This is a genomic window from Bradyrhizobium iriomotense, from assembly GCF_030160715.1.
GTDB classification, from domain to species: Bacteria; Pseudomonadota; Alphaproteobacteria; order Rhizobiales; family Xanthobacteraceae; genus Bradyrhizobium; species Bradyrhizobium iriomotense.
Map to the genome: position 1 here is coordinate 21,836 of NZ_BSOW01000007.1, position 17,500 is coordinate 39,335.

Sequence of the window (17,500 nt, forward strand, 5' to 3'; positions counted from 1 at the left end):
GGGGCGATGGTGCCCACTGCGCCGTCATTGCGAGCGAAGCGAAGCAATCCAGAATCCTTCCGCGGAAACGCTCTGGATTGCTTCGTCGCTGCGCTCCTCGCAATGACGGCGAAGATGGCCGCGGCTGGACTAAAACGGGCTCACCGAAAAGTACCGCAGCCACAGATCGGTGTAGCGGCCTTTTTCCCAGACGCGGAACAGCGCCCAGTTCAGCGCCTGCCGCAACAGGTCGTTGCCCTTGCGCACGGCGATGCCGACGCCTTCGCCGAAGAAGCGGCTCTCGACGAAGGGGCCGCCCGAGAAGGCGCAGCAATCACCGGAATCCGTGCCGTTGATCCAGAACGCGAGCGAGATGGCGTCGCCGAAGATGAAGTCGACCTCGCCGCGGCGAAGCGCGCCGCGCAAGGCGTCGTCGTTGGGATAGCCGTGCAGTTCGGCGTCGGTGAACATCGCCTTGAGATACGCCTCATGCGCGGAGCCCGCGATGACGCCGACCTTCTTGCCCTCGAGATATTCGGGCCGGATCTCCGGCATCACCGCGTCCTTGCGCGAGGCGAAGCGCGCCGGCACGCGGTAATAGGGATCGGTGAAATCGGCGCGCGCGCGGAGCTGCGGGCTCACCGCCATGGACGCGATGATGGCATCGCCCCGGTTCGAGCTGAGCGCATCCACCAGCGTCTCGAAGCGGCGCATCTGCACCGTGCAGGTGACCTTGATCTCCTCGCAGAGCGCGCGGGCGAGATCGACGTTGAAGCCGGCCGGATTGCCGTCGGCGCCGGTGTAGTTGAACGGCGGATAGTCGGTCTCGGTCAGGAAGCGGATCACCGTCAGGCGCGACAGGTCCGGCCGTTCAGGGCGGCGCCGGGGGTCCCAGAAGCCGGGCACCGCCTGGGGGGCGGCTTGAGTTGCGGCTTGGGGCGCGCCGGGGGCCGGCTTGGCCGGGGTCTGCGCAAGGGCGCCGGGCACTGCCGAGAACAGGCAGGCACCGGCCGCCAGCCCGATCAGGAAGCGGCACACAGTTTTGAGCGATTTCGCCTGTTGCGACGGGGCCATCGGCTTGAGATTAACGGGATTTCGTTGGGATCGGAGGGCCTTATAGACCATTCGGCCCGGAACGCGAGCGCCGATTGCGGCTGGTCGGAGACCTCAAAGATACCGCTTGAGCTCGACCGCGGCCTCTTCGGGCGTGCGCTTCAGGTTGAACGGCGCGACGAACCTGCCGTCGCGGTCCATCAGGTAGATCAGCGCGGTGTGGTCCATGGTGTAGTCGCCGTCCTTGGTCGGGACCTTCTTGGCGTAGACCCGGTAGGACGTCAGCACCTTGGTGGTCTCGGCCGGATCGCCGCTGAGGCCTTCCAGATGCGGATCGAAGCTCGACAGATAGTCCTTCATCGTCGACGGCGTATCGCGCTCGGGATCGACCGAGATGAAATAGGCGTTGACCTTGTCGGCGTCCTTGCCCATCGCGCGCAGCACTTCCGAGATCTCGAACAGCGAGGTCGGGCAGACGTCCGGGCAATGGGTGTAGCCGAAGAAGATCAGGGTCGGCTTGCCCTTCAGGCTCTTGTCCGTGACGGTCTTGCCGTTCTGGTCGGTGAACGCGAACGGCCCGCCGATCGCGGCCGGCTGCGCCACCTTGCTGACGCCGCCCATGGCCCAGAACATCACGAGCAGTCCGACGACGAGGCTTGCGGCGAAGGCGGTCGCGATCACCAGCGGGCGGGCAGTCCGGCTCATCGTGGAGAGAATCCCGTTTTACGGATCAGAAGCAGGCGGACAGGCCGACCCTGATCGTTTCGAAGAACACCTGGGTGCCGTAGTGGAACCACAGCGCCAGCGTGGCGAGCACGGCAAGTCCGCCGAGCCCCGCGCCCGCAAATAGCAGCACGGACGGCGTCCTGCCGGCAGTGGGCGAATTGTCCGATACCGGATGTGCTGATTGCAGTGGTTGAGCCATGGCAATGACCGGGGCGATACGCGCCGGTTCCCTGCCCTTCAAATAGGCGCTGGCCCCTGCCCGGGCAAGCGCCACGGGCGGGCTAACGAAAGCCTGCCCCGGAATCAGGATGACATCAGTGAAGCAGCTGACCCCGGGCCGACTCCAGCTGGTCCGCTTGCGGGAGAGCCCGGCGCGACGGCCGGTTGGTCGAGGCCTGCGCGTCCATGTAGCAGGGCTTGTACATCGACTGGAGCTGCCTGCCCTTCAGGAAGATCATATGCGGGGTGAGACCGCCACGCAGCGAGATCCAGCGCCGCACCTGCGAGGGATACATGGAGTACAGCATCTGGGTTGCTTCGGGATTAGTGACGGCGCGGCCGTTGGTTCCGAAATCCCAGGCGGCGTGAAAACCGAGGGTTGCATGCGAGGTCACGCAGATCCGGTCGCGCGGGATGGCACCGAGGACGATGGTACAGGCTGAGGCGCAGAGCCCGTCAATGATCACGGTTTCGCCGGATTGCCGGAGGTCCTGATATCTGTCGACGTAGGTTCCGATCCGGCCGCCACGGTCATCGGCAATCCGAACCACCGCATGACTTGCCCCCATCCCCGCGATGAGCAGCACTGCCGCCAGCAACCCCGTCAGAAACTTCATGTCCCCCGCCCCAGCCCAATTCGAATCTGTGTGTCAGGTGGTGATGCGGCGCCAGCGTCCGTCGTAACCGCGGTTTTGTCTAGGCAGGCCGGCTCGCTCAAAACAAATTCAAATCCGGTGTTGCGCCCGCGCTGCACTTGACCGGTCTCTATCCCAAAGTGGAACAAGTTAACGGACTCTTACGCCTAGCGCCCTTGATCTCAGCGACAGCGGCTGGCTTCAATCCGGATGAATACAGGGGGGAACCAAAAATGGCTGAGCAGGCGGACGTCATCGTCGTCGGCGCCGGACTTGCAGGACTGGTCGCCGCAACCGAGATTGCCGACGCCGGCAAGCGCGTGATCGTCCTCGATCAGGAGGGCGAGCAATCGATCGGCGGTCAGGCGTTCTGGTCGTTTGGCGGATTGTTCCTGGTGGATTCGCCGGAGCAGCGCCGGCTCGGCATCAAGGATTCCTTCGAGCTCGCATTGCAGGACTGGCTCGGCACCGCGGGCTTCGACCGCGACGAGGATTTCTGGCCACGGAAATGGGCGGAGGCCTATGTGGCTTTCGCGACCGGCGAGAAGCGATCATGGCTGCGCGCGATGGGCCACCGCATCTTTCCGGTGGTCGGCTGGGCCGAGCGCGGCGGCTATGACGCGATGGGGCACGGCAATTCAGTGCCGCGCTTTCACGTCACCTGGGGCACGGGACCCGGCATCGTCGAGCCGTTCGAGCGCCGTGCGCGCGAGGCGGCCAGAAGCGGCCGGCTGACCTTCAAGTTCCGCCATCGCGTCGATGCATTGAATGTCACGAACGGTACGGTCGACGGCGTGAGCGGAAAAATCCTCGAGCCGACGAGTGTCGAGCGGGGCAAGAGCTCCTCGCGCAACGTGGTCGGCGACTTCGCGCTGAAGGCGCAGGCTGTGATCGTCGCCTCCGGCGGCATCGGCGGCGATCACGATCTGGTGCGGCAGAACTGGCCGAAGCGGCTTGGCGAGCCGCCGAAGTTCATGATCTCCGGCGTGCCCGAGCATGTCGACGGCCGCATGATCGGCATCACGGAAGGCATCGGCGCGCGGCTGATCAACCGAGACCGCATGTGGCATTATGTCGAGGGCATCCAGAACTGGTCACCGATCTGGCCGCGCCACGGCATCCGCATCCTGCCCGGCCCCTCCTCGATGTGGTTCGACGCCACGGGCACGCGGCTGCCGGCGCCGCTGTTTCCGGGCTCGGACACGCTCGGCCAGCTCAAATACATCATGGCGACCGGCCATGATTATTCCTGGTTCGTGCTGACGCAGAGCATCATCAAGAAGGAATTTGCGCTGTCGGGCTCCGAGCAGAATCCGGATCTCACGGGAAAAAGCTGGCGCATGACCCTGCGGCGCGCCACCAACAAGGGCGCGCCGGCGCCGGTTGAAGCGTTCAAGAGCCATGGTGTCGACTTCATCGTGCGCGACAAGCTCGAGGAGCTCGTGGCTGCCATGAACAAGCTCGCCGGCAACGATCTTCTCAGGCTCGACCATGTCAGGATGCAGATCGAGGCGCGCGACCGTGAGATCGCCAATCCCTTCGTCAAGGACGCGCAGGTGATGAACATCCACAATGCGCGCCGCTATATCGGCGACAAGTTGATCCGCACCGCCTCCCCCCATCGCATCCTCGATCCCGAGCACGGGCCGCTGATCGCGGTCAAGCTCAACATCCTGACGCGCAAAACGCTCGGCGGCTTCGAGACCGATCTGGACTCGCGCGTGTTCGGCGAGAGCGGACAGGTCATTCCAGGCCTCTACGCTGTGGGCGAAGCCGCCGGCTTCGGCGGCGGCGGCGTGCACGGCTACCGCTCACTGGAAGGCACGTTCCTCGGCGGCTGCCTGTTCTCCGGCCGCAACGCCGGGCGCGCGGCGGCGAAGGCTGCGGGGTAGCATCGTGCTGAGGCGGGTGGGCATCGGAGTTCTGGCTGCGGTCGTGCTGTTCGCCATGCCGGCGCAGGCCGACACGATCGACGTCAATGGTGTGACGCGCACGTTCATCATGATGCCGGCGCCGACCAAGCCGGCGCCGCTCGTCATCGTGCTGCACGGCAAGACCCAGCGCGGCGCCGACATGGTGACGCGGACATCTTGGCCGCTGATCGCCAGGCGCGACTCCTTTGCCGTGGTGTTTCCCGATGGACTCAACAACGCCTGGGCCGATGCGCGATCCGACGCGCGACGCGCCGGCCGCGGGCCGCCCGAGGGCACCGACGATGTCGCCTTCATCGCGGCTTTGGTCGACAGGTTCGTCAAGAACGGAACGGCGGACCCGCGCCGTATCTACATCACCGGCATCTCCAATGGCGGCGCCATGGCCATGACGCTGGCCTGCGCCCGTGCCGATCTGTTCGCAGCCGCCGCCAGCGTGATCATGAACCTCACCGACGAATCGGCCGCCGGCTGCCATCCGTCGCACCCACTGCCGATGCTGCTGATGAACGGCACGGTCGATCCGCTGATCCCCTATGACGGCGGCCGAGGCTCGAGCTATTTCGCGGCCGACGGCTTCTGGTCGACCGCGAAGACGCTGGCGTTCTGGCGCAGCATCGATGGCTGCGAAGCTGGCGACGTCGGTGCGACCGATCTGCCCGACAGGAATCCTCACGACGAGTCCACGGTGACGCAGATTACCTCGCGCTGCCCGAAAGGGCACGACGTCGTGCTCTATCGCGTCAATGGCGGCGGTCATCGCATGCCCGGGCATTTCCCCGACGCACATTTCCCAAAACTCGCGAACGGCCTGCTCGGCCCGCAGAACGGCGACATCGACGGCGCCGACACGATCTGGGCGTTCTTCAGCCGCTTTCCCTAAGCCGCGCATACATCGGCCGCGATGCATGCGTCACCGGCGACGCATGCGTCACCGGGGTGGCAGAGCACAAGGCGCTGGGCTAGACAGGGCCGCCATTCCAACAGGAGATCCACATGAGCATTGAGCGTTTTGAGGCCGGCCCGCGCATGAGCCAGGTCGTCGTGCACGGCAACACCGTCTATCTCGCCGGTGTCGTCGCCAGCAAGGCCGGCGGTGAAAGCGTGACGAAGCAGACCCAGGACATTCTGGCGACCATCGACGGCCATCTCGCCAAGGCCGGCACCGACAAGTCGAAGCTGCTGTCGGCAACGATCTACATCACCGACATGAAGACGTTCCAGGAGATGAACGCGGTGTGGGACGCGTGGGTGTCGCCTGGCAACACGCCGGCGCGCGCCACTGTGGAAGCCAAGCTCGCCGCCCCGCAATACACCGTCGAGATCATGGTGACCGCAGCGAAGTAATTTTCGCGCGAAGACTATGACGTGCGTCTGAAGCGCGATGAAAACATCATCGCGCTTCAGTTCCTTTTTGGCGCATGATCTCCGCGCAAACGCGTTTTGCGTTTGTCGCGAGGGGAAATCGCTTCACACTTCTCCGGATCATGCGCATGACCTCCGAGGTAATCGATTGGCGCGCGCAAACCTTCGATAGTCAGGGACAGCCGAACCATCCGGCGCTTTTCGAAGGAGGCCATCATGACCGACCACATCACCCTCGCCCGTCGCTATATCGATCTCTGGAACGAGCGCACACCGAGCCGGCGGCGCGAATTGCTCAGCGAGAACTGGACGGCGGATGCGAGCTACGTCGATCCTTTGATGCGCGGTGACGGCCGTGACGGCGTCGACGCGTTGATCGCCGACGTACAGCAGCGGTTTCCCGAGTTTAGGTTCAAGCTGATCGGCGAGCCCAATGGCTACGGCGACAACTTACGCTTTTCCTGGGGCCTCGGCCCCGACGGCGTCGACAGCCCGATCAAGGGCACCGATTTCGCCGTGCTGAAGGACGGCCGCATCAAAAGCATCACGGGATTTCTGGACCAGGTGCCCGCCGGCGCGTAAGGACGCGCACGCCGTCTTCCCCTCTTCCCTTGTGGAAGAGGGTGGCTCCGCGACGCGACGCCGGGTGAGGCAGTCTCACTGTCCTACAACTGCCCGTCAGGACAATGGTGCTTCTCGACACTCGGTGATCTCATGCCGGCGAGTCGGGAGAACCATCATGGCGGAAACCACCAAGCTCTCCGTTGAGAAGGCGCTGGAAAAGCTCCGCGAATCCGATCAGAAAACCAAAGACGCGCTGCACGGTGAAAAGATCGATGCACTCAACGAAGAGATCGAGCGCATGAGAGCCCAGAGGCGGCGCCTCGAGCGCGGGCAGAAGTAGGCGGTGGTTGAACCCGCTTCACGCCGATCCTGCCGATCAGGCTGGATCGAGTTTCCCGCATATCTCCCAAAGCGTGGCGCATCGATCGATGCGAGCCTTCGAAAGCCCTTGACCTATGTCAAGCCCGAAGGTGCTGGACCATCCTCACTTGCCTTTGGCCAGGCTTGCGAGCGACGAATGTCATAACCGCATCATCGACGTCATGACAACCGCGGTCGAAGCCCCTGGGCAAGGTCACTCTTGACGTCGTTCGACGAGAGAGCGGGAGAGACGCATGGCGGTGCTTGGCCTGATCACACATACCACCACCTACAAATATGCGAAGCCCGTCACCTTCGGCGCGCACCGAGCGATGTTCCTGCCGAGGCGTGGCTCGACCGCTCGCCTTCTCGGCTGGTCGGCTGAGACCAATATCCGCTCAAAGATACATTGGGTCAGTGATGCCCGCTCGAACGCCGTCACGGTGATCGCTCCCAGCGAACCAGGCAGCGAGTTGACATTTACCTTCAGGGTTCGCGGAGTCTATTTCGGCATAAGGGGCATCGAGGCTTTTCCGTTGGAGGCTCGGGCCGACGAGGTGCCGATCCAGTACACGCCTGATGAGTGGAACGATCTCGTAGGCTATTTGCGTCCTCACGCGGAAGATCCCGACGGTAGCCTGGCCACATGGACCAAGAGCTTCGTTGCCGGCGATCGGGATCAAACGGTGGATGTGCTGCGGCGGATGCTGGCCGCGTTCGGCAACCAATTCAGTTACCGTGCGAGGGAAACGGAAGGGACCCAGACGCCCGGTGAAACGCTTCGGACGAAATCCGGCACCTGCCGCGACTATGCCTGGCTCATGACGGAGGCGCTGCGCCGTCTCGGCTTTGCATCCCGCTTCGTCAGCGGTTACCTGTATGACAAGGCGCTGGACGGCGGCGAAGTGGGCATGACCGGCTCAGGCGCAACGCATGCATGGCTGCAGGTGTTTCTGCCGGGTGGAGGCTGGATGGACTATGATCCGACAAACCAGATCAATGCCGGCTTCGACTTGATCCCCGTTGCAGTTGCCCGGCATCCCGGCCAGGCAATCCCGCTGGAAGGCTCGTGGTTTGGGGACGCGAAGGACTATCTGGGCATGTCGGTCAGCGTCACGGTCAACAAGATCGGAGAGTTCGCCGATCCATCGGAGGGATAGGGCGCGAGCCCTCCGGCGCATTGCCAGACCTACGTGGAAACCAGTCGATATGCCCGCTGCGCGTTCGCTCCAAACGCCTTGTCACGTACGTGTGGACCAAGCTTCGCAAGACACTCCGCGAGCGCGCCCTTGATCTCAACGTAGCTTCCTGCAAGCAGGCACACCGGCCAGTCCGAGCCGAAGATCAGGCGATCCTCGCCGAAACACTTTGCTACGTGTTCGACATAGGGCAACAGCCGCTCGACGTCCCAGTCGTTCCATTTGGCCTCGGTCGCGAGACCCGAGACCTTGCACCAGACATTGCCGCAGGCCGCGAGCGCGGCGATGCGGTCGGCCCAGTCGCGGCTGAAGCCTTCGGCGATCGGCGGCTTGGCGGCGTGGTCGAGCACGAAACGCGCTTGCGGAAAGGCCTGCGCGGTCGCGATGGCAGCGAGCAGTTCGCGGGTGCGGACCAGAAGATCGTAGGTGAGACCGTGCGCGAATACCGCGGCCAGCCCGCGCTGCACGTCCTCGCGCAGCAGCCAGTCGGGATCAGCTTCGTCGTGGACCTGATGGCGAATGCCGACCAGCCTGTCGCCTACCGGCGCGGCGCGCAGCCGGTCGAGCGTTTCGCCGACCGCCCCATCGGTCAGATCGACCCAACCGACGACGCCGACGACGAAGGACGTCGCGGCAGCAATGCGCAGGAACTCCTCGGTCTCCGCGACCGAGGAGCGGCATTGCACCAAAATGCTCGCGTCGATGCCGTTCTGCTTCAGGAGCGGTGCGAGATCGGCGGGGCCGAAGGCGCGGCGGATCGGGGCGAGTTCGGCTGCTTCCATCCAGGAATAGTCGGCGCGGGCCGGGTCCCAGAAGTGCTGATGTGCGTCGATGATCATGTCTGGCACTCCGCACCGCGACAACGCCGATCCGCGCCTCGCACGCGTTTTATACTACGCTCCTCGTGCGCCGCTGACGACCCTTGAACTCTCCCGCTTGCGATATCCGCAAGCGGGAGAGGGTTTGCAGAAGTGTCGGGGCTGGACAACACTCCTACTTCAAGAGTTTCGCGACGTTGTCCTTCGTCACGAGGTCGAGGCCGGTGTAGATGATCTCCGGCACCTTCTCGCCCTTCTTGATCGCGAGCAGGGCGTCCATCGACTTCTCACCCATCTCGAACGGGCGCTGGCCGGTGAGCGCGTTGGAATAGCCGTCGCGCAACAGCTCAAGCTGCATCTTGAGCGTGTCGGCGACAACGAGCGTCAGCTTCCCGGAATCGATGTCTTTCTTGTTCTTGTTGACGAAGGCCTTGAAGCCTTCCGGCGCGAACATCGGCCAGCCGCCGACCGGCACGATCGCAGCGAGATCCGGCGTAGCGGTACGCAGGTCCGCCATCTGCTGGATCGCGAGCGTGGAATCGTCGTTGCAGAAGGTCGGCGAGCCCGCGACCTCGACCCATTTCGAGCCCTTGAGCGCTTCGCGCACGCCGTCAACGCGCTCGGCGAGATTCTTGGCGCCGGGGCCGCCGGAGACCATGGCGTATTTGCCGCCCTCGGGGCGGAGCTGGAGCAGCTGCTTGCCGAGCGCGAGACCGAAGTCCTTGTTGTTGGTGCCGATATAGGCGATGCGCTTGGAGCCCGGCGCGTCCGCGTCAAACGTGATGACGGGGATGCCCGCCGCGGTCGCCGCCTCGATCGACTTGGTCATCGCCGCGACGTCGGCGACCGAGATCGCCATCCCATCCACCTTCTGGGTGATGAAGTCCTGGATGATCTGCGCCTGCGTCGCCGGCTCGTGCTCGATCGGCCCCTTGTAGATGCATTCGACGTTACCGAGCTCCTTGGCGCGCTTGAGGCAGCCGTCGCGCGCGACGTCGAAGAACGGATTGTTCATCGCCTTGGGCACGACCGCGAACTTGTAGGTCTGGGCAAACGCCGGGGTCGCCATCATCGCGATGGCCATGCCGGCAAGTAGGATCTTCCTCATTACGTTCCCTCCGCTTTTGTGCCTATCCTTTTGAAAACCATGACTCCGGGAGGCGGATAGACCACACATTCTTGTCCCCCCGGAGTAACTCTTTCAGGCCATGCGCGAACGGATGCGATCGACCAGCACGGCCATGATGATGATCACGCCCACCAGCGTCTGCTGCCAGTAGGAGTTGACCTGCGCGAGCACGAGGCCGTTGCGGATCACCTCGAGCAGCACGCAGCCGACGATGGCACCGAGCGGGCCGCCGATGCCGCCTGCGAGATTGGCGCCGCCGATGACGGCGGCCGCGATCACGTTGAGTTCGTAGGACGTCGCCATGTTCGCCGGCGCCGATCCGAGCCAGCCGGAGATGATGATGCCCTGGAGCCCGGCGGCGAGCGCGCAGATGACGTAGACCTCGATCTTCACCCGCACGACCGAGATGCCGGTCAATTCGGCCGCCTTCTCGTTGCCGCCAAGCGCAAACACGTGGCGGCCGAAGGTCGTGTGGTGCAACACGACGGCCATCACCAGCGCGAGGATCACGAGGTAGATGAAGGGCGCGGGCACGCCAAGCACATCGCCCGAGGTGAGCGCGTAGAAATAATCGGCGTCGGGCCCGCCCGGGAAGCTGCCGCGGCCGTTCGAGACGACATAAGCGAGCCCGCGCACGATCGAGAGCATGCCGAGCGTGGTGACGAAAGGCGACAGTCCCAGCACCGCGATGCAGAAGCCGTTGACGAGCCCGACGATCAGCGCGACTCCGAGCCCGGCAAGCACCGACACCAGCAGGATCAGGCCCGGCACATTGGCGACCACGGTCTTGCCGTCAGCGGCCAGGTGGACGAACAGCGATCCGGGCGCCGACAGCTCGACCATGACCATCGAGGTGATCATCGCGGAAAAGCACATCATCGAGCCGACCGAGAGATCGATGCCGCCGGTGATGATGACGAAGGTGATGCCGAGGGTGGCGATGGCGATGAAGGAAAAGTTCTTCGCCACGTTCTGCATGTTGCCCTCGGTGAAGAAATAGGGGCTGGCAAAATGCATGATGGCGAGCAGCATCAGGAGCGCGAGCAGGACGTAGCCGGTCTGCGTCGCAAAGAGACCGCGCTGCCACCATCTTGCCTTGCCGACATTGGTGAAGGTGATCGGGGATTCGATCTGGATGGCCATCACGCAGCCTCCTTCGCGCCGGTAATGAGGGCGGTGACTTCCTCGGGGCTGGTATCGTGGATCGCCTTGTCGGCGCGCTTTTCGCCGCGGCGCATCACGACGACACGGTCGCACACCGCGAACACGTCGGGCATGCGGTGGGAGATCAGCATCACGGCGACGCCCTGCTCCTTCAGGCGGTGGATCAGGCTCAGAACCTGCTCGACCTGGCGCACCGAAATCGCCGCGGTCGGCTCGTCCATCATCACGAGTTTCGCATTGGACAGCCGCGTCCGCGCGATCGCGACCGCCTGGCGCTGGCCGCCCGACATCTGCTTGACGAGATCATGCGGCCTCGTCTCCGAGCGCAGCTCGCCGAACAATTCCAGCGCCCGCGCCGCCATCGCTCTGTGGTCGAGCAGGGACACGGGACCGAAATTGCGCTTGAGCTCGCGGCCGAGAAAGACGTTCGCCGCCGCCGTCAGATTGTCGGCGAGTGCGAGGTCCTGGTAGACCACCTCGATGCCGACGGCGCGGGCGTCGATCGGCCGGTGGAAGTGCACTGCGTTACCATCGAAGCGGATCTCGCCGTGGCTGGGACGAAAATTGCCGGCGATGATTTTCACCAGCGTCGACTTGCCGGCGCCGTTGTCGCCCATCAGGCCGACCACCTCGCCCGGATAGACCTGCATGTCGACGTCGTGCAGCGCGCGGATGGCGCCGAACTCCTTGCCGATCCCGGTCAGTTCGAGGACCGGCTGCCGTGTTGCTTCAACGCTTGTCATCAGCAGCCTCGCTCAGACGTACCGGTTGACCAGGGATTCCAGATATTCCTGACGGCCCGACCGCGGCTGCGGATCGAAGCCGGGGGCGAGCGCGCGATCGGCGAGATCGGCGAGCGAGCGCTGGCCGGCAAGGATGGCGCGGCCCTCGTTGCCGGCCCACCCCTGGTAGCGCTCGGCGAGCGGCGCCGTGAGCGCGCTGGTGTCGAGCATGTCGGCCGCCGCGAGGAAGGCCCGCGCGCAGGCATCCATCGAGCCGACATGGGCATGGATCAGATCGTCGGCGTCGATGGATTGCCGCCTGATCTTGGCATCGAAATTGAGACCGCCGGTGGTGAAACCGCCGCGGTTCAGGATCTCGTGAAACACCAGCGCAAGCTCGCCCACGTTCATCGCGAACTGATCGGTGTCCCAGCCGAGCAGATCATCGCCGCGGTTGATGTCGAGCGAGCCGAACACGCCGAGGGCTTCGGCGAGCGCAACCTCGTGGTGGAACGAATGGCCGGCGAGGATGGTGTGGTTCTGCTCGACGTTGAGCTTCACATCCTTGAGGAGGTCATAGCGCTGGAGGAAACCATAGCAGGTGGCGACGTCGAAATCGTATTGATGCTTGGTCGGCTCCCTCGGCTTGGGCTCGATCAGGATCGGGCCCTTGAAGCCGATCTTGTGCTTGTGCTCGACGACGAGCGAGACGAAGCGGCCGAGCTGGTCGAGCTCGCGGCCGATATCGGTGTTGAGCAGCGTCTCATAGCCCTCGCGGCCGCCCCACAGCACGTAATTCTGGCCGCCGAGCCGATGCGTGACCTCGAGCGCGGCGCGCACTTGTCCCGCGGCATAGGTGAAGATGTCAGGGTCGGGATTGGTCGCTGCGCCCGCCATGTAGCGTCGGTGCGTGAACAGATTGGCCGTGCCCCAGAGCAGGCGCACCTTGGCGGAGGCCATCTTCTGTTCGAACAGATCCGCAATCGCATTGAGATTGGCGACGGATTCGGCGAGCGAAGCGCCCTCGGGCGCTGCGTCGACGTCGTGGAAGGTGAAGAAGGGCACATCCAGCAGGCGGAACAGCTCGAAGGCGACATCGGCCTTGGCGCGCGCCATCGCCATGGCATCGCTGCCGTGATGCCAGGGCCGCAAGAATGTCTCACCGCCGAAGGGATCGCCGCCGGGCCAGCAGAACGAATGCCAGTAGCAGACGGCAAAGCGCAGATGATCCTCCAGCCTGCGGCCGTGGACGATACGGTCCTTGTCGTACCAGCGGAACGCGAGCGGGCTCTTGGCATTTGTGCCGCCATAGGCGACCGGCACGGTCGCACCGAAGAAATTTGGGGATGCGTTCACGGGGAGAACTCCTTCAGCGCAGGATACAGTTTTCGCCACTGATGATAGGCGTCGTCATAGGCAGCCGCAGCGGACGCGCGCGGCGCAAAGCTCGCGAGCCGCCGCGGACGTGTGCAGACCTGCGCGGGCTCCTCGCCGGTCGCGGCAAGGCGGCCGAGCCGCGCGGCGCCCAGCGCAGCCCCGACCTCGCCTTCCTCGACGCGGTGCACGGGAATGCCGAGCACGTCGGCGCAGATCTGCGCCCACAAGGCCGAGCGCGAGCCGCCGCCGACGAGATCGACCTCCGAAATCGCCGAGCTTGCGCTGCCGAGCGCGGCGAGATTGTCACGCGCGGCGAAGGCGACGCCTTCGAGCACCGCCTGCACGATCTGGTCGCGGCCGCTGGCGCCGCGCAAGCCGACGAAGGCGCCGCTCGCCGCGGCATCATTGTGCGGCGTGCGCTCACCATCGAGGTAGGGCAGGAATTTGATCGGGCTCGGCCCGTCGACGCCCTCGCCGAGCGGCGCGAGCAGCGCGGCCGTCGGCGTCGCCATCACGTTCGAAAGCCAGGCGAGCGAAGCGGCCGCCGAGAGCATCACGCCCATCTGGTGCCACAGGCCGGGCAGCGCGTGGCAGAAGGCGTGCACGGCCGAAGCTGGCGCCGGCGCGAACCGGTCGGTGACGCGGAAGATGACGCCGGAGGTGCCGAGCGACAGGAAGGCATCGCCGGGAGCAATCGCGCTGAGCCCGATCGCGCTCGCCGCGTTATCGCCGGCGCCGCCGGCAACCACCACGTTGTTCGCCATGCCCCAGCGCTGCGCGTATTCCGGCGCCAGCAACGCACTGACCTCGCTGCCCTCGACGAGGCGCGGCATGTGATGCAGATCGAGGCCCGTGGCATGCAGCAGCAGCGCGGACCAGCGGCGCTGGCCGACGTCGAGCCACAGGGTGCCGGCGGCATCAGACATGTCCTCGACCATCTCGCCCGTCAGGCGATAGCGGACATAGGCCTTCGGCAGCAGCACTTTTGCGACGCGCCTGAAGATCTCGGGCTCGTGCCCCGCCACCCACAGGAGTTTTGGCGCGGTGAAGCCGGGCATCGCCAGATTGCCCGCAATTGCGTGCAGCGACGGGCAGCGCCGCTCCAGCTTGACGCATTCGGCATGCGAGCGGCCGTCGTTCCAGAGGATGGCCGGGCGCAGCGGACGGCCGTCATCACCCAGCAGCGTCGCACCATGCATCTGGCCGGAGAGACCGATGCCACGAACTTGCGCGACCTCGGCTGGATGGCCGGCGGCGAGATCGTCGACCGCACCGATCGCGGCCTCGACCCAGGCGTCTGGATCCTGCTCGGACCACAGCGGCGCGGGATGCGACAGCGCAAGCTCGCGCGCGGCCGTCGCGACGATCGCGCCGGCTTCGCTCACGAGCACCGCCTTCACACCGGACGTGCCGACGTCCAATCCGAGAAACAATTTTCGTCCTCCCTTTCCGGCCCGGCTGGCGATCTCTGTCGCCTGTCCCGCACGGGCCGTCCTCACATCCGTTCTGCCTCTTAGGGCAGATTGTCCCGCATCACGATGTCGATGCGGATCTTCTCCTGTTCGCTCAAGATCGGCTCGCCGCGCGCCAGCGCCAGCAGCACGCGCACGGCGGCGCGCGCCTCGTGCCCGGGGTTCTGCGAGATCGCGGCATCCATCACGCCCTGCAGCAGCAGCTTGCGCGTCAGGACCGTGACGTCGTGTCCGACGAACACGATCTGCTTGTCGCGACCGGACTCCATCAGCGCCCTGGCCACGCCTTGCGTGCCGGCGCCGACGTTATAGAGGCCGACGATGTCAGGATGCTTGGCAAGCAGCCGCGCCAAGAGCTGCCAGGAGCGCTCGTCCTCGTCGCGCCCCTCCAACACCGGCAGCACGCTCAGCTCGACAAACTCCGAGGCCATCACCTGGTTGAAGCCGAAGATGCGCTCGGCATGGTCGCGCAGGCCCTGCGAGCCCGCGACGATCGCGACCTTGCCGGAGCTTAAATCAGACCTTGGCCCCACGAGCCGGCCGACCAGCGCACCCGCGGTGCGCCCGGCTGCGATGTTGTCGATGCCGACATAATGGTGACGCCGCGACGACGGCACGTCGGAGACCAGGGTCACCACCTTGGTGCCGCCATCGACGAGATCGTTGATCGCCGCCCGCACGCCGGGATGATCGAGCGCCACCACGGCGATGCCGTCATAGGTGCCGACGAGCTCTTCGAGCGAGGAGGCGAGCACGGAAGCGTCGAACACGTCGGTCGCGATCATCTCGACCGCGAGGCGACGGGCCGAAAGCCAGGCCGTCATCTCGCCGAGATAGGACTGGATCTGCTGCATGAACAGGTTCGGCCCGGACGGCATCACGAAGGCGAAGCGCCGGGCGCGGCCGCGGGCGAGCTCGGCGGCAGCAACATGCGGCTGGAAGGAATTGCGCTCGATCGCATCCTTGACGCGCCGGACCGTATCCGGCCGCACGCCGGGCCGGTTGTGCAGGACGCGGTCGACCGTCGCGAGGCTGACCCCAGCCTGGCGGGCGATGTCCCTCAATGTCAGCGCGGCGGGGGCGTCCTGCTTCATGGGCTGAAGGCTAGCAGAGGTTTTCTGAGGTGCGCAACTCATTTTGAGGACCGGGCTGGGGACGACCGGCCGCCCGATTGTGCGCCCGTCGCTTGCGCTGCGGACCTCAGCGCCCGGTCAGGTCGAGCGTCAGGAACAGGCTGTTGGGGTCCTCGACATAGCCCTCGAACGGTCCGCAATCGACGAAGCCATGCGCCCGGTAGAGGGCGTGCGCGGGCTTGAAATAATCCCACGATCCGGTTTCGAGGCTCAGCCGCGCCATGCCGCGGGCGCGGGCCTCTGCGATGATGTGACCGAGCATGAGTGCGCCAAAACCGCGCCGGCGCGCGGTCTGGAGCGTATGCATCGACTTGACCTCGCCATGGAAGGCGGAGAGCGACTTCAGCGCGCCGACGGCGACCAGCGTCTCGTCATCCCAGCCGGTCCAGAAGGCGACGTCGGGCGCACGCAAGCCGCTGAGATCGAGCGCATGCGCGCTGCCCGGCGCCGTCTGCGCGGCCGCGCTCGTCCTGTGATAGTCGAGCATCGCGATGACGCGCGGATCGTAGGTATCGCCGGTGCGGATCTGCATGTCGCTCCTCATCTCACGGCGCGATGTCGGTGGCGAGCCGCTTCTGCATGAACACGAGATCGAGCCAACGGCCGAACTTGCAGCCGACCTCTGGCATGCGCGCCACTTCGCTAAAGCCGAACGAGGCGTGGAGCGCGATCGAGCCCGCATTGGTGGCCTCGATCCCCGCGATCATCATGTGCTTGCGCATCGCGGTGGCGCGCTCGATCAGCGCTGCCATCAGGCTGCGACCGATGCCGCAGCGGTGATGGCGCACGTCGACATAAACCGAATTCTCCACCGTGTGGCGATAGCCGGGCCACGGGCGGAAGTCGCCGAAGGAGGCAAAGCCCACGACATCCGATCCACGCATCGCAACCAGCACGGGATAGCCGGCCTCGCCGCGGGCGCGGATCCAGTCGCGCCGCGACTCGAGATCCGACGGGCCGTCGGTCCACACTGCGGTGGTGTTCACCGCCGCGAAATTATAGATTGCCAAAATATCGGCGGCGTCTTCCAGCGTGGCATCGCGCACGATCAGCGGCATCAGGCTTTCCCTTGGGCTGTACCGCGCCGGATGACGATGACATAGCGCGCATCCTGCCGGCTTTCGTTCTCGAAGGTGACCGCGCGCATGACGTCGAAGTCGAGGCAATCGCCTTCGCGCAGGCGCAGCGTCTTGGCGTCGATGTGCACGGAGATCGCGCCCTGCAGCATCAGGAGCTGCTGGGTGAAGGCGGTGCGGCCCCAGGGGCTGTAGGGCACGCGCGCACCGGCCGGCAGGTCGACGACGATGATCTCGATGCCGCTCGCCGCATCCGTCGGCGAGGCGTGACGCCGGCGATAGCCGCTCTCGGGATCGCGCCATTGCGGCTGGTCGGCGAGCCGCACCAGGCGCTCCGGCGGCTTGTCGGCAAGCGCGACCACGCCGCTCAGCGACACGTCGAGCGCGGCGCAAAGCTTGTTGAGCAGCGACGCTGTCGCGCTGCTCTGCGCACGCTCGACCCGCCCGATCATCGCGCGGCTGACGCCCGAGCGTGCGGCGAGTTCATTCAGGGTCATGCCTGCCTGCATCCTCAGCGTCTTCAATCGGCGACCGATCGCACGGTCGAGCTTTTGCTGGTCCATTGTCTTGCCGGTCCT

The 17,500-nt window shown here is 65.3% G+C and carries 20 protein-coding genes; 6 read left to right on the forward strand and 14 right to left on the reverse strand.

Annotated features, from left to right (window positions below):
- Positions 1-129 precede the first annotated feature (129 nt).
- From QQL28_RS11740 to QQL28_RS11755, 4 genes are all read right to left on the reverse strand, one after another.
- Positions 130-1,053 carry a transporter substrate-binding domain-containing protein gene (locus QQL28_RS11740; RefSeq protein WP_284265062.1) on the reverse strand — a complete coding sequence of 308 codons (924 nt, stop codon included), beginning with the start codon at positions 1,051-1,053 and terminating at the stop codon, positions 130-132.
- Between the two features lie 93 nt (positions 1,054-1,146).
- A complete protein-coding gene (locus tag QQL28_RS11745) occupies positions 1,147-1,737 on the reverse strand; it encodes an SCO family protein (protein WP_284265064.1) in 591 nt (196 codons plus the stop codon).
- A 25-nt stretch (positions 1,738-1,762) separates the two neighbouring features.
- Positions 1,763-1,888, reverse strand: a complete 126-nt coding sequence (locus QQL28_RS11750) for a hypothetical protein (protein WP_284265066.1) — start codon at positions 1,886-1,888, stop codon at positions 1,763-1,765.
- Positions 1,889-2,072: 184 nt separating this feature from the next.
- Positions 2,073-2,594, reverse strand: a complete 522-nt coding sequence (locus QQL28_RS11755) for a Clp protease/crotonase-like domain-containing protein (protein WP_284265068.1) — start codon at positions 2,592-2,594, stop codon at positions 2,073-2,075.
- Positions 2,595-2,845: 251 nt separating this feature from the next.
- Here QQL28_RS11755 and QQL28_RS11760 point away from each other — a divergent pair, with 251 nt between their 5' ends.
- The 6 genes from QQL28_RS11760 to QQL28_RS11785 all read left to right on the forward strand — a co-directional run bounded on the left by QQL28_RS11760 (position 2,846) and on the right by QQL28_RS11785 (position 7,992).
- The gene (locus QQL28_RS11760; RefSeq protein ID WP_284265070.1) at positions 2,846-4,504 is read left to right on the forward strand and encodes an FAD-binding dehydrogenase; all 1,659 of its coding nucleotides are present in this window, start codon (positions 2,846-2,848) and stop codon (positions 4,502-4,504) included.
- A gap of 4 nt (positions 4,505-4,508) precedes the next feature.
- Positions 4,509-5,426, forward strand: a complete 918-nt coding sequence (locus QQL28_RS11765) for a CE1 family esterase (protein ID WP_431309593.1) — start codon at positions 4,509-4,511, stop codon at positions 5,424-5,426.
- Between the two features lie 113 nt (positions 5,427-5,539).
- Complete coding sequence (locus QQL28_RS11770; RefSeq protein ID WP_284265072.1) at positions 5,540-5,890, forward strand: RidA family protein; 351 nt, start codon at positions 5,540-5,542, stop codon at positions 5,888-5,890.
- Positions 5,891-6,124: 234 nt separating this feature from the next.
- Positions 6,125-6,490, forward strand: coding sequence for a nuclear transport factor 2 family protein (locus QQL28_RS11775; protein WP_284265074.1), 366 nt, complete (start codon positions 6,125-6,127; stop codon positions 6,488-6,490).
- Between the two features lie 157 nt (positions 6,491-6,647).
- Positions 6,648-6,812: a hypothetical protein gene (locus tag QQL28_RS11780; protein WP_284265076.1), complete on the forward strand. Its 165-nt coding sequence runs from the start codon at positions 6,648-6,650 to the stop codon at positions 6,810-6,812.
- Positions 6,813-7,086: 274 nt separating this feature from the next.
- Complete coding sequence (locus tag QQL28_RS11785) at positions 7,087-7,992, forward strand: transglutaminase family protein (RefSeq protein ID WP_284265078.1); 906 nt, start codon at positions 7,087-7,089, stop codon at positions 7,990-7,992.
- Between the two features lie 29 nt (positions 7,993-8,021).
- Here the strand turns inward: QQL28_RS11785 and QQL28_RS11790 are convergent, their stop codons facing one another.
- From QQL28_RS11790 to QQL28_RS11835, 10 genes are all read right to left on the reverse strand, one after another.
- Positions 8,022-8,870: an amidohydrolase family protein gene (locus QQL28_RS11790; RefSeq protein ID WP_284265082.1), complete on the reverse strand. Its 849-nt coding sequence runs from the start codon at positions 8,868-8,870 to the stop codon at positions 8,022-8,024.
- 154 nt (positions 8,871-9,024) lie between these two features.
- On the reverse strand, positions 9,025-9,957 hold the full coding sequence (locus tag QQL28_RS11795; protein WP_284265085.1) for a sugar-binding protein: 933 nt from the start codon (positions 9,955-9,957) through the stop codon (positions 9,025-9,027).
- 93 nt (positions 9,958-10,050) lie between these two features.
- Positions 10,051-11,121, reverse strand: a complete 1,071-nt coding sequence (locus QQL28_RS11800) for an ABC transporter permease (protein ID WP_284265087.1) — start codon at positions 11,119-11,121, stop codon at positions 10,051-10,053.
- Positions 11,121-11,885, reverse strand: a complete 765-nt coding sequence (locus QQL28_RS11805; RefSeq protein ID WP_284265089.1) for an ATP-binding cassette domain-containing protein — start codon at positions 11,883-11,885, stop codon at positions 11,121-11,123. The genes QQL28_RS11800 and QQL28_RS11805 overlap by 1 nt, the downstream gene beginning before the upstream one ends.
- Before the next feature lie 12 nt (positions 11,886-11,897).
- Entirely contained in the window at positions 11,898-13,220 is a 1,323-nt protein-coding gene (xylA, locus tag QQL28_RS11810; RefSeq protein ID WP_284265091.1) for a xylose isomerase, read from the reverse strand.
- A complete protein-coding gene (gene xylB, locus QQL28_RS11815; RefSeq protein ID WP_284265093.1) occupies positions 13,217-14,674 on the reverse strand; it encodes a xylulokinase in 1,458 nt (485 codons plus the stop codon). Before xylB ends, xylA begins: the two co-directional genes overlap by 4 nt.
- An 80-nt stretch (positions 14,675-14,754) precedes the next feature.
- Positions 14,755-15,807 (reverse strand): LacI family DNA-binding transcriptional regulator, encoded by a 1,053-nt coding sequence (locus tag QQL28_RS11820; protein ID WP_284265095.1) that lies wholly within the window; start codon positions 15,805-15,807, stop codon positions 14,755-14,757.
- A 106-nt stretch (positions 15,808-15,913) separates the two neighbouring features.
- A complete protein-coding gene (locus QQL28_RS11825) occupies positions 15,914-16,378 on the reverse strand; it encodes a GNAT family N-acetyltransferase (protein ID WP_284265097.1) in 465 nt (154 codons plus the stop codon).
- A gap of 13 nt (positions 16,379-16,391) precedes the next feature.
- Positions 16,392-16,904 (reverse strand): GNAT family N-acetyltransferase, encoded by a 513-nt coding sequence (locus QQL28_RS11830; RefSeq protein WP_284265099.1) that lies wholly within the window; start codon positions 16,902-16,904, stop codon positions 16,392-16,394.
- Positions 16,904-17,485 (reverse strand): helix-turn-helix domain-containing protein, encoded by a 582-nt coding sequence (locus QQL28_RS11835; protein ID WP_348522489.1) that lies wholly within the window; start codon positions 17,483-17,485, stop codon positions 16,904-16,906. Before QQL28_RS11835 ends, QQL28_RS11830 begins: the two co-directional genes overlap by 1 nt.
- Positions 17,486-17,500: the final 15 nt, after the last annotated feature.